Consider the following 21,748-nt stretch of genomic DNA (forward strand, 5'->3'; position numbering starts at 1 on the left):
GGCCACTTGCGAGCCGCTGGATGGTGCAGGAGCTTGGCGGATCGCAATGGGAAGGTCAGGGGGACGCGAGAGCAGCAAACTAGAAGGTAAAGGCCTGACCCTTTGAGGTGATGTTGGCCGACTTGCTCGCACCCGTGACCCTCTACCCCCAGGTGCTGCGCAACGTGCGCTTCGACACCCGTTCGGACTGGCGTGCCAACGCGGCATTGCTCGACATGGTCCGCGCCGCTGAGGCAGCGCTGGGGCAGCAAGGGCGCGTGCTGATTCGCGCCAGTGGCACCGAGCCCGTTTTGCGTGTCATGGTGGAAGCCCGCGACGCGGCGCAGGCACACACCTGGGCGGACGCATTGGCCGGCGCAGCACTCAGTTCCCAGGTTTGATGTGTGGGGTATCCACCCTTGCACGCCGCCACAGAGCCTGCTCAGCCCGTATCCGCACCCCGGGCGAACCGGCGATCTCGCGCCTTTGGGGCGGGTGCTGGCGGCCCTCCGCCAGCCCTTCGACGAAAGCTCGCTCCACGCTCCCCTGGCTGAACCCGCGCCCGCAGCATCCATGTCGGCATTCCGCATGTTTTGTGGAACCTGAGGGGTGAGCACGTTCCTGCGGGCGGTTGTCCCAGGCGCCGGCGTTCTCGTTTGGTTTTGGCGGGGTGGGTGTAAAGTAAAGGCCTGACCCTAACGGTGCATGGCGGGGTGGGTGTAAAGTAAAGGCCTGACCCTAACGGTGCACGTAAAGTAAAGGCCTGACCCTAACGGTGCACGCAGGCATTGCGATTGGCCGCTGCCGCCCTGCGCACCAGTCAGTCGGCCCTGGGCGCCTACTTTCGCCGCATGCGCGCGCGCATGGATAAGCCCAAGGCCGTCACCGCCGCCGCCCACAAGCTGGCCCGGCTGATCTACACCATGCTGACCAAGGGTGAAGAATAGACCGATCAGGGCCAGGACTACTTCGAAGAATGCTACCGCGAAAGAGTCGTCCGCCAGTTATCCCTGCGCGCCGAAAAACTCGGCGAAACTCATCAACAATCCAGAAGTCGCGTGAACGCACCATTACCAATCAACTACTTGGGGCGTGTTTCTTGAGAGCCGAAACAGCGGAAACCAGCGGAAAACGTTCGGGATGTCGGATGGACTCGACCGATAGATCGACATCGAGCAGAGGCCAGTAAAGGTGATCTGCCGTAGGCCATTCAACATTGCAAAGTTGATCCACGGTTGCCTGGCGAAACCATGGAAACTCGGAGAATGGAATCAACAGCTCTTCGTCGCCAAGCAACAGCCAGAAGCCATGCTTGGAAATGTGCGTGACCTCAGCGGCCAAAGTGTTTGTACCAGGCATCGGTGATCTCCTGCAAATGACGGCGGACGACTTCTTCAGCAGCGGCCAATTCCTTCTGCGACAGCCCCGTATGACTTGCCAGGGCCACCGAGGGTTCGATCCAGAACTTGGCTTCGCCGTCTGGATGTGCGACATGAACATGCATTCTCGGCTCTTCCCGGGAAAAGAAGAAGAGCCTGAACGGGCCATCGCGGACGACTGTGGGTGCCATGGGGTTCTCGTGGGCTAACGTAGAGCTAAGGGGCGCCCGGCACCGGGGACGCCTGCCGAAGGCACGGGCGGTGAATTAACCGACCACCTTTCGAAGCCCGCTGGCCGTGCGTCCCTTTTGAGCGCCATGTTATGCATGGCGCAAAGGTGGGAAGTCTGCATATAAGGTTGATTGACCACTTGGCGTGTGCTGTCCCCGCAGCAAATATCCCTTTGGTTCGATAAAGCTATAGATGGATTTCTTTGGTTTTTCATGCCAACTGATATTGAAGGCACAGATGGCTGGAAAAAACTCAAGCTCACTGTATGGGAGATGGTCGTGAATCCAGTAGGCGAGAGCCCGCCAATCAGTTCCTTGTTCGTAACGGTCTGTGAACCAAGGAAGTACAATGCATGCAGTAGCACCTTTTAGCCCTTCAGCGTCGAGGCGATCCCAAATGTGCCTGCCGTAGTTCGCCTCGTTATTGGCGCAACCGTATTTGTGCTCGTTACAGAATGCGTTTATTTCGCAGGACCGAAATGAGGAGCGTACAGCAACCCGCCCAAAGGTTGCATTTAACGGCTCAAGAAGTTCCTCGCAGAGTTTTCGGCCGACCTCAATAGCCAGGTCTGGGTTATCTGGAATATTTTGCAGCCCGTGAAAGTTTGCTGTTTCGCTATACAAAAATTCGCGCATATAGAACGAGCGAGAAAGACGAACCATCCCGAGCTTTTCCAGTGCACCTACAGACGACGGTTTGCGCATAGCGCCTCCTTGAATGCATAACGCGCCGGTTCAGCGGCGGGCCGCGCAGCGGACCGTCCGCTGCAACCGGTTGTTAGACAGTTGTTGCCGTACACTGATCACGATACCACATCCTCGATGGCTTGCTCTTTTTCCCACTCCTCGGGCCCTTCGTCGTAGGTCTCCACCTCAGCACCGGCCTGGAAGAGCGCCGGCTCGCGCGGGATCGCCTTGCCAGTGGCCGTTTCGATGCGCTGGAGTAGCGCCTCAGCACGGGCGGCGAAGAAGGCCCAGAAGTTGTCGTTGCGCAGGTGATCGGGGTTGATTGCGTGGGATTCCAGGATCTGGTTTAGACGGGCGTCGTCGATGCCGGCGGCCTTCTGGATGGCTGGCAAGTACTCGGACGGCGCACGGCCACCGATCTGACGGTTGGTGCGAGCAGCGAGCGCAGTCTTGTTGATCACGCTGTTGTAGACGCCGGGGTGCAGCCCTGCGCCTTTGCACCAGCGCTCGGGGAAGATGTGGTGGATGTCCACCTTGTCGTCGTAGAAGGTCTGGGCATCGATCGGCACGCCCGTGCGGAAGTCGTGCGCGCCGTCGCGCATAAGAAGCGCGTAGAGGCCCTTGTACGCGGCGCTGTTCCGGGTGCGGAGCGTGAGCAGTCGCCCCGCCTGGAAGCTCGATTCCCGGATGGTCACAGGCTCGGTGGCCTCGCCGCGTATCCAGGCGACCACCTCGGGCAGGTCGCGGGCGAGGCGGGTCTCGATGGCACCACCGTAAAGCTCGCCGAACACACCACACCAGTACCAACGCGCGATCTTCTGCTGGGTGCCATCGGTCTCGCCGTCCTTACCTAGGTCCACAAAGATCGCCGCCAGCGGCACGAGCTGGGTGCGGTAAGGGAGATCGCGCGCGTTGAAGATCTTCTGGCCGTGGAGAAAGCGCGCGGCACGCACGAATCCCTCCTCAACGCTATCGGCCCAGGCCTTCCAATCGGCGACTTCGAGCCTGAGGATGTCCTTGCGCTTGCAACTGATGCCGGGCGCCTCGTGTTCCGCTCGGCCAGTCGTGAGCGCGGCACGACGGCGTTCCTGGCTGACGAGGAGCGAGATCGCTTGGAGGAAATCGTCGTTCTGGAGGCTCGCAAGAACGGGGTGCCTGCTCTTAAGGCGCTTCTCTCGCGCCTCCCAGTCGTCGCGGAGCTGAAAGTCGTCTGCAGCGAACGACGCGGTGAGAAGCTCGAAGACGTTGAGCGCTACGCCGCCCGTGTTGACGCGCTCGAACACGAGGCAGACGGCCTCCTTCGGCGTCTCCTTCTTCAGCTCGATCACCGGCACCTGGTACTGCTCGAAGCGCTTGATCACCTCGCGCTCGAAAGCGTCGTAGAGCTGGATCTTCTCGGGTGCGTAGTTCCAATACTTGTTGTAGGCCTGCCGCCACTCTGCGCTCTGGAAGATCCGGTTCGCGGGAAAGAGATCCTCGGCGTACTCGCGTTCGGGCGTGCTTACGTCGAGCGCGATCTCTCCGCCGAAGGTCTTGACCACCCGGTCCTCAGGAACGCTCAGCACGGCGTCTTCGCGTTCGTCGGCGTTGGCGAGGGCCTTCTTCATATCGAGGTAGTACCAGCGCCGGATGGGCTTTCCCTTCTGGTCCCTGGTCTCGACAGCCTCCCTGCCGAGAAGCGCCTGGTAGAGGGAGGTGAGGCGCTGTTGGCCGTCGAGGATGAGCGCCTCGGGGGCGACCCCGCGCAGGCCCGAGTCCGTACCAGAAAGGGGGCGTGGCTTGAAGCGAACGTGCGCGCCACCTGTTTCGAGGAGCATCACGGCGCCGATCGGGAATGAGACCGAGACGCTGCCGATCAGGCTCCGGATCCGCTCGTCGTCCCACACCCAACCGCGCTGAAAGTCCGGTAGCTGGAGCTTTCCCTTGTCGGCCCGGGCGAGCAAGTCTTGGAGGGAGGTCTTGGTGCTGTCGAAGCTGGCGCCGATCATTCTGTCACCTCGTTGATGCGCGTGATGGTCTGCGTCACGGTCTGATTCTCCTGTCTAACGTCCAAGCTCAGGGGCGCGCCGCTTGCGGCGCGTCCCCCTGGAGCGAGGGGTTAGCGGAAAAAGGTTTCGCAGGCCAAACGAAGACAACAAACATAACGAACTCAAGCAAGAGAATGACCGGCGAAACCACGCGTGTTACGGAGCCGCCCATGCCCAAAAAGGCGATTAGCGCGGCAGAAACAGACAAAAGCAAGCCAGCGGCGACCCGCGCTTTGGGGGTGACAGAACCGGCAACAACGCGAGGAAGACCAATAAGCAATGGCCCCAAGCCCAGCACCAACCCCATGATGAACAGCGGGCCGAAGAACAAAAGGTAACTTCCGGGCTCAGGTGGTTCGCCGACGCCATACGCGAACATAAGCCCGAGGTAAGAGGGGGCTGCGATCAAGGCGAACCCGAGAAGAATGGCAACGAGGCGGATAAAGGTGAGCATGTCCCTAACGTCGAAGCTCAGCGGCGCGAGCCGCTTTGCGGCGAAGGGTCCCGCTGGAGCGCAGTGTTAGCACAATACAGCACTGCCGGCAGCTGCCCATGGTGCCAACCCTACAATAAGTTGAAGGCCAACGGAAATTTGGCGCTGCCAAGGCTCGCGCACGATGTGCTCAAAAGTTGTAAGTTGGGGGGGAGGCATGTCTTTGAGGAACCAGACAAACCCGACTAGAGGAAGTCCAAGGAAAAGCACGACATGAACCCCTCCAAGGCTGCTGCTCTGGGGAGCAAGAACGAGCCAGAAAGTGAGCAGACAACCCGCAATAAGGTTGACTCTTCCCAGAGAAAGCAAAACTCGCCCATCAGGTTGAGCCGCTACCACCTCGCGGAAATAGCGGGAAACGGGCCAGCGTGAGACGTCCTCAAATGGTTCCGGCATAGGCGCTAACGTTTGAGGTGAGGGGCTGGCTGGCGGCGGGCGAAGCCCGCTGTAAGCCAGTCCCGCTTGACCGTAGGGTTGGGCATCACGCGCCCCCCTCTACGTGAGACCCCATGCGAATAAGGTCAACGATGTCAGCGCCACTGGCGCTACCGATAACAAAAGAATCTTTGACGAGAGAGGAAACTATCTCGTTCAGTCGGAGAATCTTGATTCCGTGACTGGCGATGAGCTTTAGTTCTTCTTCGGATTTCACGACATTAACCACGAGTTCGGATGACCATTCGCCGCCCCACAGCTTTGCCATAAGCGCTTTTTTGTCGGAGCGCCGAAATTTCTTTTCCACCCACTCAGCCACCCCTTGCTCCAGTTCTTCTTGAGAGCGTTTGGCGCTGTTGGCAGCGCGACCAGATTTTTGGTCTTCTTTTGGAACCTGAGAAATGTAGCTAACGGGGCGAATGGATGCCTGAACTTCAACGTGGCGGCACTCAGCCTTTCCAGATGTGTTCCATTTGACCGCGAGCAGGTCAATTTCTTGAACGCCCATCTTGATTCCGCGAATCGTGAAATATCCCTGTCGGTTCAACCATTCTTCAACAATTTCTTCAGCGAGTAGAGCCATGGCTTACCTTAATGACGCCCAACGTGCAGCTTGAGGGGCGCGCCGCTTTTGGCGCGTCCCGCTCGAATGCAGGGTTAGGGCATAAGCGTCAATTGTTGTCATTGGATTTCAGTTTTGCTTTTGCAAGAAAAAATGCCATTTCCATTGCTGTGGGTTTGATCTCCGTTTGCATGTGAACTATGGCGATAACTACTTGAGGTGTACGTTTCTTACCGGACCTGTTTTTTGGTTTCCTTAGTTTTGATTTACCATTGTTTTCTACATTGGACGGAACGTTGCTAGATGAGGCAACTTTAGCCGCTGCAGCTTTTCTTTTTCTGTTGGAGTTCGCAGGGCCAGCATCTGAAACGAGCTTCCCAGTCTTCTCTAAGTAGCGCTGGGCAAAGCGAGCCGCATTTTTATACATGACAGGGCCCTAACGATTAATTGAGGCGCGCCCTGCTGCTGGGGCGTCGCTCTCAAATGCAGAGTTAGAATTCATAGCGCTACTAAACCACTTTTCCCAGAGAAAAATAGCACATAAAGAATCGCAGCCAAGGTCAAAAGGATAACAAGATTAATTAACGCGACCAAAAAGAAAGCTCTGCGCACTACGGCAGTTATCGCAAGTGCAATAAGCAAAGTGATTTGGGTACCTAAAGCTATGCGGAGGTTGGCCGCAATAGAGGCAGAAGACGCGAGCACTGATTTTGTGAGTGATGGAAGATTTGAACCAAATGATCCGTAGAACTCAGCAAATGAAGCAGCAATTGAATTGAAACCATAGAACGGCGGCGCCACCAATATCGATAGCAGAAGTGCCCAGACCCATGTCCAAAGGCCGAGCGGCGCTCGACCACGCGCAACCTCTCCTTGGATGTGGTGTTCGGAACTACGCTCGCTGTCGGTCATGAGTTCTAACAAAAAGTAGCCGTCCTAAACGACGAAAAGAATGTCGTCGTCTTGACGGATAAAATCAAATATCTAGCATAACTTCATAAAAATCAATACGGCGCAGTTTTTCGGACATCCTAAAAAGGACAAAGAATGCGTCAAGCCATCTCCCCCAGCTCTCCCTCTGCCTCCCGCCCCAAGCTGCTCGATCATGTGCGCGACAAGATTCGGCTGAAGCACTATAGCATTCGCACCCAACAGGCGTACACGGACTGGATCAAGCGTTATATCCGCTTTCATGACAAGCGGCATCCCAAGGATATGGGGCCGCCGAGGTCGAGCAATTCCTCACCCATCTTGCGGTGCAGGGTAATGTTGCCGCAGCCACGCAGAACCAGGCCAAGAGCGCGTTGCTGTTTCTTTACAAGCAGGTTCTGGGGATCGAATTGCCCTGGCTGGATGAGGTGGAGCAAGCCAAGGCTCCGCGGCGGCTGCCGGTGGTGCTGATCGAGCGCGAGGTGGCCCGCCTATTGGATCGCATGCAGGGGACGATCGGCCTGATCGCGCGGCTATTGTACGGAACCGGCATGCGCATCATGAAGGCCGTTCGTCTGCGCGTGAAGGACGTGGATTTTCACCGGCGCGAGATCGTGGTGAGGGAAGGCAAGGGCAACAAGGATCGGGTCACGATGTTGACCGTCAGCCTGGTGTAGCCGCTTTAGGCCCACCTCGTAGCGGTGAAGCGCTTGCATGATGATGATCTGCAGAAAGGCTTCGGCGAGGTGTATCTGCCCTTTGCTCTTGCCCGCAAGTATCCGAATACGGGCCGTGCGTGGGGTGGCAATATGTATTCCCGGCGGCTGGGCGCTCGCAGGACCCGCGCAGCGGGGTGGAAAGGCGGCATCATGTCAGCGATCAGGCCGTGCAGCGGGCGGTGCGTCAGGCGGTGCGCGATGCCGAGATTGCCAAGCCTGCCACGGCGCATACGCCGCGCCATTCCTTTGCCACCCACCTGCTTCAATCCGGCTACGACATCCGCACCGTGCAGGCACTGCTTGGCCACAAGGACGTGCAGACCACCATGATCTACACCCATGTGCTCAATCGAGGCGGGCGCGGCGTGGTGAGTCCCTTGGATCGCTAGAGGCAAGCCTCCAGGCGCACCCGCAGGCGTTCGCCCACCTGATCGAGCGGCTCGTCCACGCCCAGCTCGCTAAGCTGCGTGACCTTTAGCCCCTCATAGCCGCAAGGGTTGATGGCGCTGAAGGGCGCAAGGTCCATGTCCACGTTGAGGGCGAGGCCGTGGTAGCTCATACCGTGTCTGATGCGCAGTCCGAGCGCGGCGATTTTTTTTCCGTCCACGTACACGCCCGGCGCCTTGTCGCGGCGCTGGCCTTCTATTCCGTAGTCAGCCAGCAGATCGATCACAGCCTGTTCCATGCGGTTGACCAGCTCACGCACGCTTAAGCCGCGCCGCTTCAGGTCGAGCAGCAGGTAGGCAATGAGCTGGCCCGGGCCGTGGTAGGTGACCTGGCCGCCGCGGTCGACGGGGAGGATGGGGATGTGGGTCACTTGCAGGATGTGTTCGCGCTTGCCAGCGAGCCCCAGGGTATAGATGGGCGGATGTTCCAGCAGCCAGAGCTCGTCCGGCGTGTCGGGGCCGCGCCGGGCGGTGAAATCCTGCATGGCGTGCCAGGTGGGCTCGTACTCGACGCGGCCGAGGTGGCGCACGATCAGCGCGGCGTGTTGGGAGGCGGCGTTCTCACCCGTTTGGCCGCGGGTGAGTCGCGTCACAAGACCACCTTCACTAGGGGATGACGGCTTAGCTCGGTGTACAGGGCATCGAGCTGAGCCTGGGACGTGGCGCGAATGGTGCAGGTGAGGCTTAGGTAACGGCCCAATCGGGAGGGCCGCATCTCGGTGCTGGCCACGTCGTAATCCGGCGCGTGACGCAAGACGATTTCCACGATGGTTTGCGCAAATTCGTCTCGTGACTCGCCCATGATCTTGATGGGGAAGTCCATAGGGAATTCCATCACGCATTTTTGTGCGCCCATGTTCATTTCCCTCGCATGGTGGTGGCCTTGTAGGCCTGGTAGAGGGCATCCATGCGCTGGAACAGGGGGCCGGGCCGCCCAGTCCCCACGGCTTGGCCGTCCAGGGCCGTGATGGGCAACACCTCCCGCGTCGAGGAGGTGAGCCACAGTTCGTCCGCCGCGCGCACCTCAGCCTCGGCAATGGGGCGGATGTGTACCGGCATGCCATCTTGTCGGGCGAGTTCCACCACCACGTCGTAGGTGATGCCCGCCAGCATCAGATGGTCCTTGGGGGGCGCATACAGGGCCCCTGCCTTCACCACGAAAATGTTGCTCGCTGCACCTTCGGTGAGGAAACCGTCGCGTAGCAGCACCGCTTCCATTGCGCCCGCCTCCACTGCCAGTTGACGCAGCAGGACGTTGGGCAAAAGCGAGATCGACTTGATGTCGCAGCGCAGCCACCGGTTGTCCACCGCGGTGATGGCGGTAACACCGCTCGCCTTGAGCACCGGATCGGGTGGAGCAAGCGGGGTGCTCATCATGAACACGGTGGGGGTCACCTGCTGCGGGAAGGCGTGGTCGCGCTTGGCGGGACCACGCGTGACTTGCAAATAGAGATACTGGTCCTCACCCGCGTTACGGGCGATGAGCTCGCCGATGAGTCGAGTCCACGCTGCCTCGTCGTGGGGGGTGGCGAGCTTAATCTGGTCCAGGCTGTACTGTAGGCGTCGCAGGTGTTCGGCTAGCCGGAAGGGCCGACGTGAATAGACGGGAATCACCTCGTACACGCCGTCGCCGAAAATAAAGCCCCGGTCCAGTACGGACACCCTGCCCTGTTCCAGGGGCATCCACTCGCCGTTGAGGTAAATCACTTGAACCACAGCTTCACCGTATCCCAGGCGCGGCCAAACATGCCCGCCACCGGCACCTCGGTGAGCGCCTGCAGCGTGTAGCTGGCGTAGGGCTTGCCCTCAATCTGGATGGTAAGGGTGCCCACGGCCTGTCCCTGGGTCAGGGGGGCCAGCAGAGGCTGCCGGCTCATCAGGCTGGCCTTGGCCTGGGCATACCACCCCTTGGGCAGGGATAGGTACACATCGCGATCGAAGCCCGCCTTCACCGTGTTGGAGGCGCCCTTGTACACCGGCAGGGTGGCCACGGTCTGGCCCTTCTGGTAGAGGCGGTAGGTCTCATAGAACTGGAAGCCGTAATTGAGCAGTTTCTGGCTTTCCGCAGTGCGCGCATTGTCGGAGGCGGCGCCGGTGACCACCGAGATGAGCCGCATCTGGCCGCGCCGGGCGGAGGCGATCAGACAGTAACCCGCCGCCTCGGTATGGCCGGTCTTGACTCCATCCACGTAGGGATCCTGCCACAGCAGCCTGTTGCGGTTGGGCTGGGTGATGCGGTTGTAAGTGAATTCCTTCAGCGCATACAGCGGATAGAACTCCGGGAAGTCGCGGATCAGGGCCGCCGCCAGCAAAGCCAGATCGCGTGCCGTGGAATAGTGCTGGGGATGAGGCAGGCCGGTGGAATTCATGAAATGGGTGTTGGAAAGCCCGAGCCGCTTCGCCTCTCGGTTCATGAGCTCGGCGAAGGCTTCCTCGGTACCGGCAATACCCTCGGCCAGCGTGATGCAGGCATCGTTGCCGGACTGCACGATCATGCCCTTGAGCAGATCGTCCACGCGCGCCGGCGTCCTGGGATCGAGGAACATGCGCGAGCCCTCCGTGCGCCAAGCCTTTTCAGATACGGGCAGGGTCTGGTCCAGCTTGAGCCGGCCTTGGCGGATGGCGGTGAAGCTGAGATACGCCGTCATCAGCTTGGTCAGCGAAGCGGGCTCAATGCGCATGTCCGGGTTGTGTGCGGTGAGCACTTGCCCGCTCTGGAAATCCAGCAGCACCCAGGACCGGGCGGCGATGTCGGGCGCTGGCGGCGGCGGCAGAAGACGGCTCTCCCCATGCACGAACGTGGCATGGATAAGCAACAGGAACGCAAACAGCAGTTTTTTCATGGGAAGGAAAGGCACGGGAAGACTGCGGAAAGGATCGGATTATAGCGCGAAGGTTCCCGCCGCCTGGTGATCGCGCCTACAGGTTGTTGAGCCGCGCAAGCAACGCCCGCATCTTTTCCGGGTGCTCGGTCTTGAGCATCTTGCTCACCAGGTTCGCTACTTCCGGCAGGTTGGTCTTCAGCACCTGCTGCTTGACGGCGAGCAGATGGGCCGGGTGCATGGAGAACTCGCGCAGACCAAAGCCCAGCAGGAGCCGGGTGAGGCTGGGATCGCCGGCCATCTCGCCACACACGGCCACCGGCGTGCCGTTGCGATGGGCAGTGCGGATGGTGTGTGCCACCAGCTGCAGCACCGCAGGATGCAGGGGATCGTAAAGATGCGCCACCGCATCGTCGGTGCGGTCGATTGCCAGCGTGTACTGGATCAGGTCGTTGGTGCCGATGGAGAGGAAGTCCAGCTTCTTCACGAAGACCTGAACCGTGAGGGCGGCAGCGGGGATTTCGATCATGCCCCCGACCTTGACGCCCTTGTCGTAGGGGAGACCGTCCGCTTCCAAGCTGTGCTTGGCCACCTCGAGCAGATGCAAGGTCTGGTCGAGCTCCTGCATGGTGGCGAGCATGGGAATGAGGATCTGCACCCGGCCATAATGGGAGGCACGCAAGATGGCGCGCAGCTGGGTGTGGAAGAGATGGGGCTCGGCTAGACACAGGCGGATAGCGCGCAAGCCCAGGGCGGGATTGGCGCTGGCCGGTCGCTCCATGTGGGTGAGCTGCTTGTCGGCCCCGAGATCGAGAGTACGGATGGTCACCGGTGCGCCATCCATCTCCTCCACCACCCTGCGGTAGAACTCGAATTGCTCATCCTCACTCGGTAGGTCGCGGCGGTTCATGAACAAGAACTCGCTGCGGAATAGGCCGATGCCGGTGGCGCCGTTCTCTTTCACCTGGGCCACGTCCTGGGGCAGCTCGATGTTGGCGTGTAGTTCCACTGGCGTGCCGTCCAGGGTGCGTGTCTGCGCCTGAACGATGCGCTTGAGCTTCTGACGGTCGATCTCCCACTGGTTCTTGCGCAGCTGGTACTCGGCCAGCACGTGCTGGTCCGGATTGACGATGACCACGCCCTGTTCACCATCCACGATGAGTAGCTCGTGCTCGCGGATCAGACTGCGCGCATGGTGCAACGCCACCACGCAGGGAATGTTGAGGCTACGCGCGAGAATGGCAGTGTGGGAAGTGGCACCGCCCACGTCCGTGATGAAGGCGGCGAACTGGTGGCGCTTGAATAGGATCATGTCCGCTGGCGACAAGTCATGGGCCACCAGGATGCTGGTCTCCTCCGGGCTGCGCCCTTCCGCCGGCATGCCGGGATGCCCCAGCAGCTGCTTGAGCACCTTCTCCACCACCTGGATCACGTCCTGCTTGCGCTCGCGCAAGTAAGGGTCCTCGATGCTCTCGAATTGGTCCAGCAGGTTCTCCATCTGCTGCGCCAGCGCCCACTCCGCGTTGCACTGCTGGGCTTCGATTAACTGCTTGGGCACCTTGGAGAGGCTGGTGTCATTCAGGATCATCAGGTGCACCTGGAGAAAGGCCTCCACTTCCGGCGGCGCATTGGGCGGGATGTGCTCGCGCGTGGCTTCCAGCTCCGCCCGCACGGCGGCCACGGCGGCATCGAAGCGGGCTTTTTCTTCTTCCAGCAGGTGACGGGGCAGGGCGTAATGGGGGACGTCGAGCGCGGCGTGGGAGACCAAATGGGCGAAACCGATGGCGATGCCACCGGACACCGCCACGCCGTGCATGGTGAAGCTCATACCCGCCCCTGGACCAGAACGCCGCGCCAGGGGCGCGCAGGCGCGTCACGATGTTGCCGCCAAACGGTCACTGTCCCTCCCCGAACTTGTCGCGAATCAGCCTGGTGAGGGCCGCCATGGCCTCGGCCTCGTCGGGCCCGTTGGTCTCGATGCGAATGGTGCTGCCCTTGGCGGCCGCCAGCATCATCACGCCCATGATGCTTTTCGCATTGACGCGATTGCCATTGCGTTCCAGGAAGATATCGCTCTTGAACTGGCCCGCGAGCTGGGAGAGTTTCGCCGAGGCACGTGCATGCAGGCCCAGCTTGTTGATGATTTCAACGTCCTGCTGCAACACTGCACGCCTCTCTCGATACCTCGATGACGCCTTCCCGACCGCCGCTGATGGCTTTTTCCACCACCACGCTTAGCGGCTGTTCCCGATAAGTCAATGCCCGCACCAGCATGGGTAGGTTCACGCCGGCCACCACTTCCACCTTGCCGGGCTGAAGCAGCCGACAGCCGATGTTGCAGGGCGTCGCGCCGTAGATGTCCGACAGCACCAGCACGCCGCTGCCGTCATCCAGCTCCGCTACCAGGGCCCGTGCCTGCGGCAGTAGGGCGGCGGGCTCGTCGTGCACACTCACACCCAGCTGACGCAGGCGCGGCGGCCGGCTGCCGAACACATGGCTTGCGCAGTGGATGAGACTCTCGCCCAAGGCGCCGTGGGCGATGATCAAAATCCCGATCATGATGCCATCCTCGTGTGGGCGATCCCCAGTCTTCCGCTCGTGGCAACTTAGCCCGTTGCCTTGCCACCGGCGTACCTGGCGCCGGTCTCGGATTGAAAGAAATATTCGTGCCAGGCCGACTGGCAAGCCCCAAGGACGCGGCCCGCTCAGGGTACGACCACGACCTTGGGCACATCCGGCGCGAATTTGAGGCGCCGCGCCAGCCCCTGCGTGACGAATATTCTACCCTCCCCATCCACTAGCAGGGCCTGACGAACCTGCAGTTTTTCAGCTACTTGACGCCAGGCTCCGGGACCGGCAATGAACAGGGGCTTGGACAGCACATCCGAACGCACGCCCGCTTGCGGCCCGGGCGGCACCAGCACCGTGACCGCCTGCACCCCCTGGACCGGCCAGCCGGTGCGGGGGTCGATGATATGACAGTAGCGTCGGCCCTCCGCTTCGAAATAACGCTGGTAGTCGCCCGAGGTGCCGATGGCTTCGCCATCCTGCAAATCCAGTTCGGCGAGCACCCCTGCCCGGCGCGGATGCTGGATGCCCACATGCCAAGGACGGTCGCCAGCGCGCCCCAGGGCGAGGATGTTGCCACCGATGTTGATGAGCGCATTGCGAATGCCTGCCGCCTTGAGCTGCGCGGCCGCCCGGTCCAGGGCAAGTCCCTTGGCGTAGCCGCCGAAGTCCAGTTGCACGGCAGGATTGCGGCTTGCCGCCCGGCCTTCGGCGATGACGATGTCCCCCATGCCTGGATGGGCCGCGACCAGCTTGTCGATGGCCGCGGGATCAGGCCGCACGGGTTTGAATTCATCGGACTCAAAACCCCACAGGGCGATGAGCCGGCCGATGGCGGGATTGAACAGACCTTCCGAGGCCACCCACCAGCGGCGCGCATCCTCGATGGCGGCGGCAAGTTCCGCGGACACAGGCGCAGTCTCACCCTTGGCGAAAGCCGCATTGAGGGCGGTGAGGGGTCCCGGCTTCCACGCATGGAAGTCGCGGTTCATTCGGTCGAACCCGCGCAGCACCTCGCCTGCCGCCGCCTGCGCCTTTTCCGGCGGCTCACCCTGGATGACGACCTCTACCAGGGTGCCGAACACATACGCTTGCTGCCGATGAACCGGCGCATCGCCACAACCCGCCAGTGACACGAGCCAGGCGAGCACCGCCAGGGAAAGCCACCACCTCCGCGCGCTGGAAGCAAACGGCAAAGGCATCATTGCCGCTCCAGCGCATCCATGAACTTGGCGGCCACCTCAAACCCCGTCTGGGCCGTGATCTCCTGCATGCCGGTGGGACTGGTGACATTGATCTCCGTCAGCCAATCGCCGATCACGTCCAACCCCACCAGGAACAGCCCCTCGCTCTTCAACACCGGGCCGAGGGTGGTGGCGATTTCCCAGTCGCGGTCGCTCAAGGGCTGGGCTACGCCGCGGCCACCGGCGGCAAGGTTGCCCCGCGTCTCCCCGGCCTTGGGAATGCGCGCCAGCGCCCAAGGCACGGGCTCGCCGTCGATGAGCAGGATGCGCTTGTCGCCGGCCCGGATTTCCGGGATGTAGCGCTGGGCCATGACGGTGCGCGTACCCAGTTGGGTCATGGTCTCCAGGATTACGCTGAGATTGGGATCCGCAGGTGAGACACGGAACACGCCAGCGCCGCCCATGGCGTTGAGCGGTTTGATCACAGCGTCCCCCTGAGCTTCGATGAAGGCGCGCAGCCGCGCCATCTCACGGCTCACGAGGGTGGGCGCCACGAACTGGGGAAAGCGGGCAATGGCGAGTTTCTCGTTATAGTCGCGGATGGCGGCGGGACGGTTGAAGATGCGCGCACCCTGGCGTTCCGCCAGCTCCAGCAAATAAGTGGTGTAAACGTACTCGAGATCGAACGGCGGGTCTTTGCGCATGAGCACCCAGTCGAAATCCCCCAGGACATGGATCTTGGGCTCGCCCAGCGAATACCAGGACCGGGCATCGTCGATGAGGTCGAGGCGCCGCACGCGGGCCCACACCTCTGTCCCCTCGAGCCACAAATCGCCCTGCTCCAGCACGAACAGGGCATGGCCACGCCGCGCCGCCTCTCGCATGATCGCGAAGGTCGTGTCCTTGTAGACCTTGATGTGTTCCAGCGGGTCGAGCAGGATGGCTAGCCGCATGAGGGCCCCCTAGAGGGAATCGACAGTAAGCGCGCAGCCCAAAGGCGCACGGGATGACATGGGCCGTTCGCTATCAGGTCGCACCCCCTGCGCGCCGCGGATCCGTCTGTTCTAGCTCCAGCGACGCCGCGAGCAGCGCCAGGCGCGCGATCACGCCATAGGTGTAGAAACGGTTGGGTGGCGCGTCAGGACGCGCCTCGGTTTCAGGCAGCGAGCAAGCGGTCTCGAAAGAAAGGGGAACGAAGTGCATGCCGGGAGAATTGAGATTCTCATCCTTGCCCCGGCCCGTGTGTACACGGTAGAAGCCACCCACCACGTAGTGGTCGATCATGTACACCACCGGCTCGGCCACCGCCTCGTTGATGCTTTCGAAGGTATAGACCCCTTCCTGAATCAGTACCTCGCTGACCGCGAGGCCTTCCTTGACCACTGCCATTTTCTTGCGCTGATTGCGGTTGAGCTCGCGCACATCCTCCGGACGCTTAGCCGTCATGATGCCCATACCATAGGTGCCGGCATCCGCCTTGATGATGACGAACGGTTCCTCGGTGATGCCGTTTTCGCGGTAGCGCGCGCGAATCTTTTCCAGCATCGCTTCCACCTTGGCAGCCAGGCATTCCTCCCCTTTCCGTTCGCGGAAGTTGATGCGGCCGCAGGTCTCAAAGTACGGATCGATGAGCCAGGGGTCGATGCCGATCAGGGCAGCGAACTCGGCCGCCACCCGCGAATAATTGGCAAAGTGCACGGACTTACGGCGCGTATGCCAGCCCGCGTGGAGGGGCGGAATGATGGGCTGCTTCACCCCCTCGAGAAGCTGCGGCACGCCGCCCGAGAGATCGTTGTTGAGCAGGATCGCGCAAGGATCAAAGCCCGCAAGCACCAGCCGGTCACCGTCCCGATGCATGGGTTCGAGCGTGATCGTCTCACCGGTAGGCAATGCAATGGGCGTGGCGCGGGTAATGTCCGGAATGAGGGTGCCGACGCGGACCTCCAGCCCCGCATGACGCAGAATGTAAGCGAGCGCCGCCACATTGGCCAGGTAGTAGAGATTGCGTGTGTGGCTCTCCGGGACGATCAAAAAACGCCGGGCGTCGGGACAAATCTTCTCCACGGCCGACATGGCCGCGTGCACACACAGGGGCAGGAAATCGCGGTTGAGGTTATTGAAGCCACCCGGGAACAGATTCGTGTCCACCGGCGCCACCTTGAAGCCCGCATTGCGCAGATCGACCGATGCGTAGAAAGGCACACTGTGCTCCTGCCACTTGAGGCGAAACCAGTGCTCGATTTCCGGCATCGCCTCCAGGATGCGTTTTTCCAGGGACAGCAGCGGGCCGGTAAGGGCGGTGGTGAGATGGGGAACCATGATGACCTGCTCGGCGGGGACGCGGCGATTGTAGCGCATTGCGCACCACGCAAGGGCATGAGGTCTCTCCGTTCTGCCCGCGCAAGCGGGGAACCAGGCAGACGGCCATGCAATAAGCCGTTCCCGCCTATTGAGCCCTATGTTTGTGGCTGCCCCGCGAAAGCGGGGACCCGGCGCTTGCGCAGCGGCGGGCGCACTTCCTCGTGCGTCGTCCCCGCGAAGGCGGGGACCCAGGGATGGCCAGAAATCTCTGGATTCCCGCTTTCGCGGGAATGACGTTTGACTTACGCAGCCTGTCAACTATTTTCGTAAAGCTCAATAGCTACGTGAGATCGCAGCTAGCGTTCTCGCTTGACAAGGCGCAGCACCTCTTTAAGCGCATCAAGTCCAGGTAAGGCGCCCGAACCCCATTTCCAGGAGGCTGGCGAGAAGAGTTACAGCGTGTAGGCCCGTTCCCCATGCTCAGACACATCCAGGCCTTCGCGCTCTTGTTCTTCCGGCACGCGCAGCCCGATCACCAGATCGGCGATCTTGTAGGAAACGAACGCCGCCACCGCAGACCACGACACACTCACGCCCACCGCCTTGGCCTGGATCCACACCTGATCCAGGATGGCGTTGGAACCGACGGTCGCGGTGACCCAGTCGGTAACCAGGCCCGGCCCGCCCAGAGCCTGGGTGTTGAACACGCCAGTGAGCAGGGCGCCGACGATGCCGCCGATGCCATGCACGCCAAACACGTCCAGCGAATCGTCCGCACCCAAGAGCTTTTTCAGGCTGGTCACGCCCCACAGGCAGACAATGCCTGCCACCAGGCCGATCACCAGGCCACCCATCATGCCCACGTTGCCGGCCGCGGGCGTGATCGCAACCAGACCCGCGACCGCGCCAGAGGCTGCACCCAGCATGGAGGGTTTGCCCTTCAGCATCCACTCGGCAAAGGTCCAGGACAGCACCGCGGCGGCGGTGGCCAGCATGGTGTTGAAGAAGGCCAGCACGGCGGCGTTGCCTGCTTCCAGCGCGGAGCCGGCGTTGAAGCCAAACCAGCCCGCCCACAGCAGGGAAGCGCCGATCATGGTCATGGTCAAGTTATGTGGCGGCATCGCCTCCTTGCCATATCCGATGCGTTTGCCCAGGAGGTAAGCGCCCACCAGACCGGCCACACCGGCGTTGATGTGCACCACGGTTCCCCCCGCGAAGTCCAGCGCGCCCCACTGCCAAAGCAGCCCGGCCTTGGCGTTCATGGCATCCACCACCTCTTTGCTGGTGTAAGCGTCCGGCCCCATCCAGAACCAGACCATGTGCGCAATGGGCACATAGCTCAGGGTGAACCACAGCGCCATGAAAAGTAGCACGGCCGAGAACCTCATGCGCTCGGCAAAGGACCCGACGATGAGCGCGCAGGTGATACCGGCAAAGGTGGCCTGGAAGGCCGCGAACAGCAGCTCTGGAATGACCACACCCTTGCTGAAAGTCGCGCCCATGGACAGGGTGCCGGCAGAAGCGTCGAACATCCCCTTCAGGAACAGCCGGTCGAAACCGCCGATGAAGGCATTGCCCTCGGTGAACGCGAGGCTGTAGCCATAGATGGCCCACAGCACCAGGATCAGCGAGAACGTCACCATCACCTGCATCAGCACCGAGAGGGTGTTCTTGCTGCGCACCAGGCCGCCATAGAACAACGCGAGACCAGGAACGGCCATCATCAGCACCAGCAGGGTCGATACCAGCATCCACGACACGTCGCCCTTGTTCGGCGTCGGTGCGGGCGCGGCGGCAGGCGCCGCCGGGGCGGCCTGAGCGGAAGCCGCTGCAGGCGCGGCCGCCTCGGCCGCGGGTGCTGCGGCGGCGGGAGCTGGCGCGGGCGCGTCTTCCGCGAGGATGGGGGTGGCGAAGCCGATGGCACCGAACAGCGCCAGGACTGCGATGAGTTTTTTCATGTCGGCCTCCTTACAGCGCATCCGGACCGGTCTCACCGGTACGGATGCGCACCACTTGTTCGAGCTCGAACACGAAGATCTTGCCGTCGCCGATCTTGCCGGTGTTGGCCGACTTCATGATCGCTTCCAGGACCGGGTCGAGCATGTCGGCCTTGATGGCGACCTCGACCTTGACCTTGGGTAGAAAATCCACCACGTATTCCGCGCCGCGGTAGAGCTCCGTGTGTCCCTTCTGCCGTCCGAAGCCCTTGACCTCGGTGACGGTGACGCCCTGCACGCCAATGGCGGACAGCGCCTCACGCACCTCGTCCAGCTTGAACGGCTTGATGATGGCCGTGACGAATTTCATGGCTGTGGCCTCCATTCAGAAAGATTTGGTGAAAGACACGAAGGCACGGCCATCTGCAACCTTCTTGAAATCGGTGCCGTTGGCCGAAGTGGACCAGTCGTAGGCCCAGTCCTTCGCATTGGTATCCGTGTAGGCCAGGGTGATCACGCCAAAGCCAACGTCCTTGCTCACGCCGACTTTCCAATCGGTGTAGCTGGCATCGCCGACATGCTTGACGGTCTGATGCCCCACATGGCCCAGCACGCCCCAGCCGCCGCCCAGGTCATAGTTGGCGTTGAGCTCCAGGTAGTGGCTGCCGCGGGTATTGCGGTTGTTGGTGAAGTCGTACCAGCCGATGAAGTTCTCGGAAACCACGTGGCTGTACTTGACGCTGAGAAACTTCCAGCTGCCACCCAGATAGACCTCCGTGGTGTCCGGCGATTTCGCCCCGGCGGTCTTGTTGCCCGGGTAATAGTAGGTGATCACGCCCAGGTCATAGCCGAAGTCCCCCGCGGAGGCTTTGTAGCCACCGTAGAAGTCCCATTCCATGCTGTTGTTTTCCTTGAAGGGATCGCCCGTCGTCACGGTGCCGTTGCTGTCCTTGAAGGAACGCACCGAGACCCAGGACACATTGGAAGCCCAGGTACCGACATAGAAACCGCTCGGGTGCGCATAATCGATCCCGCCCTGGATGGCAGGTCCCCCTTGGGTCTGGGACACACCGCGGAAGACGTAGTCGCTGGTGATGCCGACGTTGGCGGTCAGGGGGGCTGCGTTGTCGGCGAATGCCGGCACCACCGTCGTGAGCAGTCCCGCTGCAGCCAGGGTGTGGGTCATGGAGCGGAGGGTATTCATGCCTCTTCCTTTCTTTGCCGATGAGTTGATGAAAAAACACGCAGCGGTGATCCAGCAGGATGCGTGCCATCTCAAAAACCAGAGTGTTTTCAATTCGCTAGAGCACTGCTACCCATGGCGGGTAGTGCCTCGCTTTGGTGCATGCCTTGCCCCCTGGTGCACCATCCGAAGGCGGACAGGAGAAGGCAAGCCAGGGTGGATGCTTGAGCTGGCCGACGAGAACGGCGTAAGGCAGGTCGAGTGTATAGGGGGTATCGATAAGCCCAAGCCATCATGCGGCTCAAGTGCAGAGGGCTTGTTCGCTATAATCGGCAGCTCTACCTTTTCCCGCAGGGAACGCCATGCTGCTCTGGTTCGTCATCGGCTACTGGGTGGTCTCGGTGGCCATCGGCCTGTGGGCTGCCACCCGCGTGCACAACACCAAGGACTTCGCCATCGCCGGGCGGCATTTGCCCTTCTACATGGTCACGGCGACGGTGTTCGCCACCTGGTTCGGCTCCGAAACCGTGCTGGGGATTCCCGCGACCTTCCTCAAGGAAGGCCTCAACGGTGTGGTGGCCGACCCCTTCGGCTCCAGCATGTGCCTGATCCTGGTCGGGCTGTTCTTTGCGGCGCCGCTTTATAAGATGAACCTGCTCACCATCGGCGACTTCTACAAACGGCGCTACAGCCGCAGCGTGGAAGTGCTGACCACCATTGCCATCGTGATCTCCTACCTGGGCTGGGTGGGCGCGCAGATCACCGCCTTGGGATTGGTGTTCAACGTGGTGTCTGGGGGCGAGATCAGTCGGCTGGCGGGCATGTGGATCGGTTCGGTCACCATTCTCGTGTATACCTTCTTCGGCGGCATGTGGGCGGTGGCCATCACCGACTTCGTCCAGATGATCATCATCGTCATCGGCATGCTGTGGATCGGCAATGAGGTGAGCGGCATGGTGGGCGGTGTGGACGCGGTGGTGCTGCACGCCCATCAGGCAGGCAAGCTCGCCTTCGGCCCGGGGCCGGATTTGAAGGAGATCATCGCCTTCGCCGCGGCCTTGGTGACCATGATGTTTGGCTCCATTCCGCAGCAGGATGTGTTCCAGCGGGTGCAGTCGTCCAAGACCGTGCGCATCGCCGTCTGGGGTTCGGTGCTAGGCGGCGTGCTCTACTTCCTGTTCGCTTTCGTCCCCATGTTCCTGGCCTATTCCGCCACGCTCATCGACCCGGCCATGGTGAACCGGCTGATGGAGGAAGACTCGCAACTCATCCTGCCCACGCTGGTGTTGGAGAAAGCCCCGCTGTTCGCCCAGATCATGTTCTTCGGCGCCTTGCTCTCGGCCATCAAAAGCTGCGCCTCGGCCACCCTGCTCGCGCCCTCGGTCACTTTCACCGAAAACATCCTGCGCCCGATGGTGCCCCATATGACGGACAAGAAGCTGCTCAAGTCCATGCGCATCGTCACGCTTCTCTTCACGCTTTTGGTGACGCTTTATGCCATGTATTCGAAGGCGAGCATTTTCAAGATGGTCGAGAACGCCTATCAGGTGACGTTGGTGGTGGCCTTCGTGCCGCTGGCCTTCGGCGTGTACTGGAAGCGCGCCACCAACCAGGGCGCGCTGATGGCGATTTTCTTCGGTCTCGCGGTGTGGCTGTCGCTGCTGATCTTCGGGCCGGACGATCCCTTCATGCCGGCGCAGTTCGCCGGCCTGCTCGCCAGCCTTGCCGGCATGATCATCGGCTCACTCATGCCGCAGTTCGTGCCCCATCCCCTGCCCGAGCGGCCGGAGCACGAATTCCTGCACCATCACGCCGCCCATCCGCTGCCTCCAGGCACTCGGCCACATTCCCATCATTGACGGCGCA

At 61.4% G+C, this 21,748-nt stretch carries 25 protein-coding genes and 2 pseudogenes; 6 read left to right on the forward strand and 21 right to left on the reverse strand.

Going from position 1 to position 21,748, the window contains the following annotated elements; all coding sequences use genetic code 11:
- Positions 1-113 precede the first annotated feature (113 nt).
- Both glmM and V6E02_RS04915 read left to right on the forward strand, forming a co-directional pair.
- A pseudogene (gene glmM / locus V6E02_RS04910) lies at positions 114-380 on the forward strand (phosphoglucosamine mutase); the annotation flags it as partial.
- Between the two features lie 393 nt (positions 381-773).
- Positions 774-926 (forward strand): hypothetical protein, encoded by a 153-nt coding sequence (locus V6E02_RS04915; RefSeq protein WP_347307659.1) that lies wholly within the window; start codon positions 774-776, stop codon positions 924-926.
- A 130-nt stretch (positions 927-1,056) separates the two neighbouring features.
- Here V6E02_RS04915 and V6E02_RS04920 read toward each other — a convergent pair whose 3' ends face one another.
- From V6E02_RS04920 to V6E02_RS04955, 8 genes are all read right to left on the reverse strand, one after another.
- Complete coding sequence (locus V6E02_RS04920; protein WP_347307660.1) at positions 1,057-1,338, reverse strand: DUF2442 domain-containing protein; 282 nt, start codon at positions 1,336-1,338, stop codon at positions 1,057-1,059.
- Complete coding sequence (locus tag V6E02_RS04925; protein ID WP_347307661.1) at positions 1,310-1,549, reverse strand: DUF4160 domain-containing protein; 240 nt, start codon at positions 1,547-1,549, stop codon at positions 1,310-1,312. The genes V6E02_RS04920 and V6E02_RS04925 overlap by 29 nt, the downstream gene beginning before the upstream one ends.
- 129 nt (positions 1,550-1,678) lie before the next feature.
- On the reverse strand, positions 1,679-2,293 hold the full coding sequence (locus V6E02_RS04930) for a hypothetical protein (RefSeq protein WP_347307662.1): 615 nt from the start codon (positions 2,291-2,293) through the stop codon (positions 1,679-1,681).
- Between the two features lie 98 nt (positions 2,294-2,391).
- Complete coding sequence (locus V6E02_RS04935) at positions 2,392-4,263, reverse strand: GmrSD restriction endonuclease domain-containing protein (RefSeq protein ID WP_347307663.1); 1,872 nt, start codon at positions 4,261-4,263, stop codon at positions 2,392-2,394.
- Positions 4,264-4,330: 67 nt separating this feature from the next.
- Entirely contained in the window at positions 4,331-4,756 is a 426-nt protein-coding gene (locus V6E02_RS04940; protein WP_347307664.1) for a hypothetical protein, read from the reverse strand.
- A 520-nt stretch (positions 4,757-5,276) separates the two neighbouring features.
- Positions 5,277-5,813 carry a hypothetical protein gene (locus V6E02_RS04945; protein ID WP_347307665.1) on the reverse strand — a complete coding sequence of 179 codons (537 nt, stop codon included), beginning with the start codon at positions 5,811-5,813 and terminating at the stop codon, positions 5,277-5,279.
- A gap of 88 nt (positions 5,814-5,901) precedes the next feature.
- Entirely contained in the window at positions 5,902-6,219 is a 318-nt protein-coding gene (locus tag V6E02_RS04950) for a hypothetical protein (protein ID WP_347307666.1), read from the reverse strand.
- Between the two features lie 71 nt (positions 6,220-6,290).
- Entirely contained in the window at positions 6,291-6,704 is a 414-nt protein-coding gene (locus tag V6E02_RS04955) for a hypothetical protein (protein ID WP_347307667.1), read from the reverse strand.
- A gap of 135 nt (positions 6,705-6,839) precedes the next feature.
- On the opposite strand from V6E02_RS04955, the pseudogene V6E02_RS12985 reads away from it, so the two are divergent.
- From V6E02_RS12985 to V6E02_RS12995, 3 genes and pseudogenes are all read left to right on the forward strand, one after another.
- A pseudogene (locus tag V6E02_RS12985) lies at positions 6,840-7,078 on the forward strand (phage integrase N-terminal SAM-like domain-containing protein); the annotation flags it as partial.
- A 147-nt stretch (positions 7,079-7,225) separates the two neighbouring features.
- The gene (locus tag V6E02_RS12990) at positions 7,226-7,399 is read left to right on the forward strand and encodes a tyrosine-type recombinase/integrase (RefSeq protein WP_430626776.1); all 174 of its coding nucleotides are present in this window, start codon (positions 7,226-7,228) and stop codon (positions 7,397-7,399) included.
- A 176-nt stretch (positions 7,400-7,575) separates the two neighbouring features.
- Positions 7,576-7,830: a tyrosine-type recombinase/integrase gene (locus V6E02_RS12995; protein ID WP_430626772.1), complete on the forward strand. Its 255-nt coding sequence runs from the start codon at positions 7,576-7,578 to the stop codon at positions 7,828-7,830.
- Here the strand turns inward: V6E02_RS12995 and lipB are convergent.
- From lipB to V6E02_RS05025, 13 genes are all read right to left on the reverse strand, one after another.
- Positions 7,827-8,480, reverse strand: coding sequence for a lipoyl(octanoyl) transferase LipB (gene lipB / locus V6E02_RS04965; protein ID WP_347307668.1), 654 nt, complete (start codon positions 8,478-8,480; stop codon positions 7,827-7,829). The genes V6E02_RS12995 and lipB overlap by 4 nt on opposite strands.
- A complete protein-coding gene (locus V6E02_RS04970) occupies positions 8,477-8,749 on the reverse strand; it encodes a YbeD family protein (RefSeq protein ID WP_347307669.1) in 273 nt (90 codons plus the stop codon). The genes lipB and V6E02_RS04970 overlap by 4 nt, the downstream gene beginning before the upstream one ends.
- Complete coding sequence (locus V6E02_RS04975) at positions 8,746-9,570, reverse strand: D-amino acid aminotransferase (RefSeq protein ID WP_347307918.1); 825 nt, start codon at positions 9,568-9,570, stop codon at positions 8,746-8,748. Before V6E02_RS04975 ends, V6E02_RS04970 begins: the two co-directional genes overlap by 4 nt.
- Before the next feature lie 20 nt (positions 9,571-9,590).
- Positions 9,591-10,730 carry a D-alanyl-D-alanine carboxypeptidase family protein gene (locus tag V6E02_RS04980; RefSeq protein ID WP_347307670.1) on the reverse strand — a complete coding sequence of 380 codons (1,140 nt, stop codon included), beginning with the start codon at positions 10,728-10,730 and terminating at the stop codon, positions 9,591-9,593.
- A gap of 76 nt (positions 10,731-10,806) precedes the next feature.
- The gene (gene ptsP / locus V6E02_RS04985) at positions 10,807-12,537 is read right to left on the reverse strand and encodes a phosphoenolpyruvate--protein phosphotransferase (protein WP_347307671.1); all 1,731 of its coding nucleotides are present in this window, start codon (positions 12,535-12,537) and stop codon (positions 10,807-10,809) included.
- Between the two features lie 67 nt (positions 12,538-12,604).
- Positions 12,605-12,874: an HPr family phosphocarrier protein gene (locus V6E02_RS04990; protein WP_347307672.1), complete on the reverse strand. Its 270-nt coding sequence runs from the start codon at positions 12,872-12,874 to the stop codon at positions 12,605-12,607.
- Complete coding sequence (locus V6E02_RS04995; protein ID WP_347307673.1) at positions 12,855-13,268, reverse strand: PTS sugar transporter subunit IIA; 414 nt, start codon at positions 13,266-13,268, stop codon at positions 12,855-12,857. Before V6E02_RS04995 ends, V6E02_RS04990 begins: the two co-directional genes overlap by 20 nt.
- 146 nt (positions 13,269-13,414) lie before the next feature.
- Positions 13,415-14,482 carry an FAD:protein FMN transferase gene (locus tag V6E02_RS05000; RefSeq protein WP_347307674.1) on the reverse strand — a complete coding sequence of 356 codons (1,068 nt, stop codon included), beginning with the start codon at positions 14,480-14,482 and terminating at the stop codon, positions 13,415-13,417.
- Positions 14,479-15,414 carry a glutathione synthase gene (gshB, locus tag V6E02_RS05005; protein ID WP_347307675.1) on the reverse strand — a complete coding sequence of 312 codons (936 nt, stop codon included), beginning with the start codon at positions 15,412-15,414 and terminating at the stop codon, positions 14,479-14,481. Before gshB ends, V6E02_RS05000 begins: the two co-directional genes overlap by 4 nt.
- A gap of 73 nt (positions 15,415-15,487) precedes the next feature.
- Positions 15,488-16,780, reverse strand: a complete 1,293-nt coding sequence (gene gshA, locus V6E02_RS05010) for a glutamate--cysteine ligase (RefSeq protein WP_347307676.1) — start codon at positions 16,778-16,780, stop codon at positions 15,488-15,490.
- Between the two features lie 434 nt (positions 16,781-17,214).
- The gene (locus V6E02_RS05015) at positions 17,215-18,720 is read right to left on the reverse strand and encodes an ammonium transporter (protein ID WP_347307677.1); all 1,506 of its coding nucleotides are present in this window, start codon (positions 18,718-18,720) and stop codon (positions 17,215-17,217) included.
- 10 nt (positions 18,721-18,730) lie between these two features.
- Positions 18,731-19,069: a P-II family nitrogen regulator gene (gene glnK, locus V6E02_RS05020; RefSeq protein WP_347307678.1), complete on the reverse strand. Its 339-nt coding sequence runs from the start codon at positions 19,067-19,069 to the stop codon at positions 18,731-18,733.
- Between the two features lie 15 nt (positions 19,070-19,084).
- Positions 19,085-19,903 (reverse strand): TorF family putative porin, encoded by an 819-nt coding sequence (locus tag V6E02_RS05025; RefSeq protein WP_347307679.1) that lies wholly within the window; start codon positions 19,901-19,903, stop codon positions 19,085-19,087.
- Positions 19,904-20,244: 341 nt separating this feature from the next.
- Between V6E02_RS05025 and V6E02_RS05030 the strand changes: the two genes are divergently transcribed.
- Positions 20,245-21,741, forward strand: a complete 1,497-nt coding sequence (locus V6E02_RS05030; RefSeq protein ID WP_347307680.1) for a high affinity choline transporter 1 — start codon at positions 20,245-20,247, stop codon at positions 21,739-21,741.
- Positions 21,742-21,748 lie beyond the last annotated feature (7 nt).

Source organism: Thiobacter sp. AK1 (assembly GCF_039822265.1).
Taxonomy (GTDB): Bacteria; Pseudomonadota; Gammaproteobacteria; order Burkholderiales; family Thiobacteraceae; genus Thiobacter; species Thiobacter aerophilum.

Excerpts from the sequence above, each read along its gene's own strand:
- V6E02_RS04920 (WP_347307660.1), bottom strand. The coding sequence starts at position 1,338 with ATGCCTGGTACAAACACTTTGGCCGCTGAGGTCACGCACATTTCCAAG.
- V6E02_RS04925 (WP_347307661.1), bottom strand. The coding sequence starts at position 1,549 with ATGGCACCCACAGTCGTCCGCGATGGCCCGTTCAGGCTCTTCTTCTTT.
- V6E02_RS04930 (WP_347307662.1), bottom strand. The coding sequence starts at position 2,293 with ATGCGCAAACCGTCGTCTGTAGGTGCACTGGAAAAGCTCGGGATGGTT.
- V6E02_RS04935 (WP_347307663.1), bottom strand. The coding sequence starts at position 4,263 with ATGATCGGCGCCAGCTTCGACAGCACCAAGACCTCCCTCCAAGACTTG.
- V6E02_RS04940 (WP_347307664.1), bottom strand. The coding sequence starts at position 4,756 with ATGCTCACCTTTATCCGCCTCGTTGCCATTCTTCTCGGGTTCGCCTTG.
- V6E02_RS04945 (WP_347307665.1), bottom strand. The coding sequence starts at position 5,813 with ATGGCTCTACTCGCTGAAGAAATTGTTGAAGAATGGTTGAACCGACAG.
- V6E02_RS04950 (WP_347307666.1), bottom strand. The coding sequence starts at position 6,219 with ATGTATAAAAATGCGGCTCGCTTTGCCCAGCGCTACTTAGAGAAGACT.
- V6E02_RS04955 (WP_347307667.1), bottom strand. The coding sequence starts at position 6,704 with ATGACCGACAGCGAGCGTAGTTCCGAACACCACATCCAAGGAGAGGTT.
- V6E02_RS12990 (WP_430626776.1), top strand. The coding sequence starts at position 7,226 with ATGCAGGGGACGATCGGCCTGATCGCGCGGCTATTGTACGGAACCGGC.
- V6E02_RS04970 (WP_347307669.1), bottom strand. The coding sequence starts at position 8,749 with ATGAACATGGGCGCACAAAAATGCGTGATGGAATTCCCTATGGACTTC.
- V6E02_RS04975 (WP_347307918.1), bottom strand. The coding sequence starts at position 9,570 with ATGCCCCTGGAACAGGGCAGGGTGTCCGTACTGGACCGGGGCTTTATT.
- V6E02_RS04980 (WP_347307670.1), bottom strand. The coding sequence starts at position 10,730 with ATGAAAAAACTGCTGTTTGCGTTCCTGTTGCTTATCCATGCCACGTTC.
- ptsP (WP_347307671.1), bottom strand. The coding sequence starts at position 12,537 with ATGAGCTTCACCATGCACGGCGTGGCGGTGTCCGGTGGCATCGCCATC.
- V6E02_RS04995 (WP_347307673.1), bottom strand. The coding sequence starts at position 13,268 with ATGATCGGGATTTTGATCATCGCCCACGGCGCCTTGGGCGAGAGTCTC.
- V6E02_RS05000 (WP_347307674.1), bottom strand. The coding sequence starts at position 14,482 with ATGATGCCTTTGCCGTTTGCTTCCAGCGCGCGGAGGTGGTGGCTTTCC.
- gshB (WP_347307675.1), bottom strand. The coding sequence starts at position 15,414 with ATGCGGCTAGCCATCCTGCTCGACCCGCTGGAACACATCAAGGTCTAC.
- gshA (WP_347307676.1), bottom strand. The coding sequence starts at position 16,780 with ATGGTTCCCCATCTCACCACCGCCCTTACCGGCCCGCTGCTGTCCCTG.
- V6E02_RS05015 (WP_347307677.1), bottom strand. The coding sequence starts at position 18,720 with ATGAAAAAACTCATCGCAGTCCTGGCGCTGTTCGGTGCCATCGGCTTC.
- glnK (WP_347307678.1), bottom strand. The coding sequence starts at position 19,069 with ATGAAATTCGTCACGGCCATCATCAAGCCGTTCAAGCTGGACGAGGTG.
- V6E02_RS05025 (WP_347307679.1), bottom strand. The coding sequence starts at position 19,903 with ATGAATACCCTCCGCTCCATGACCCACACCCTGGCTGCAGCGGGACTG.
- V6E02_RS05030 (WP_347307680.1), top strand. The coding sequence starts at position 20,245 with ATGCTGCTCTGGTTCGTCATCGGCTACTGGGTGGTCTCGGTGGCCATC.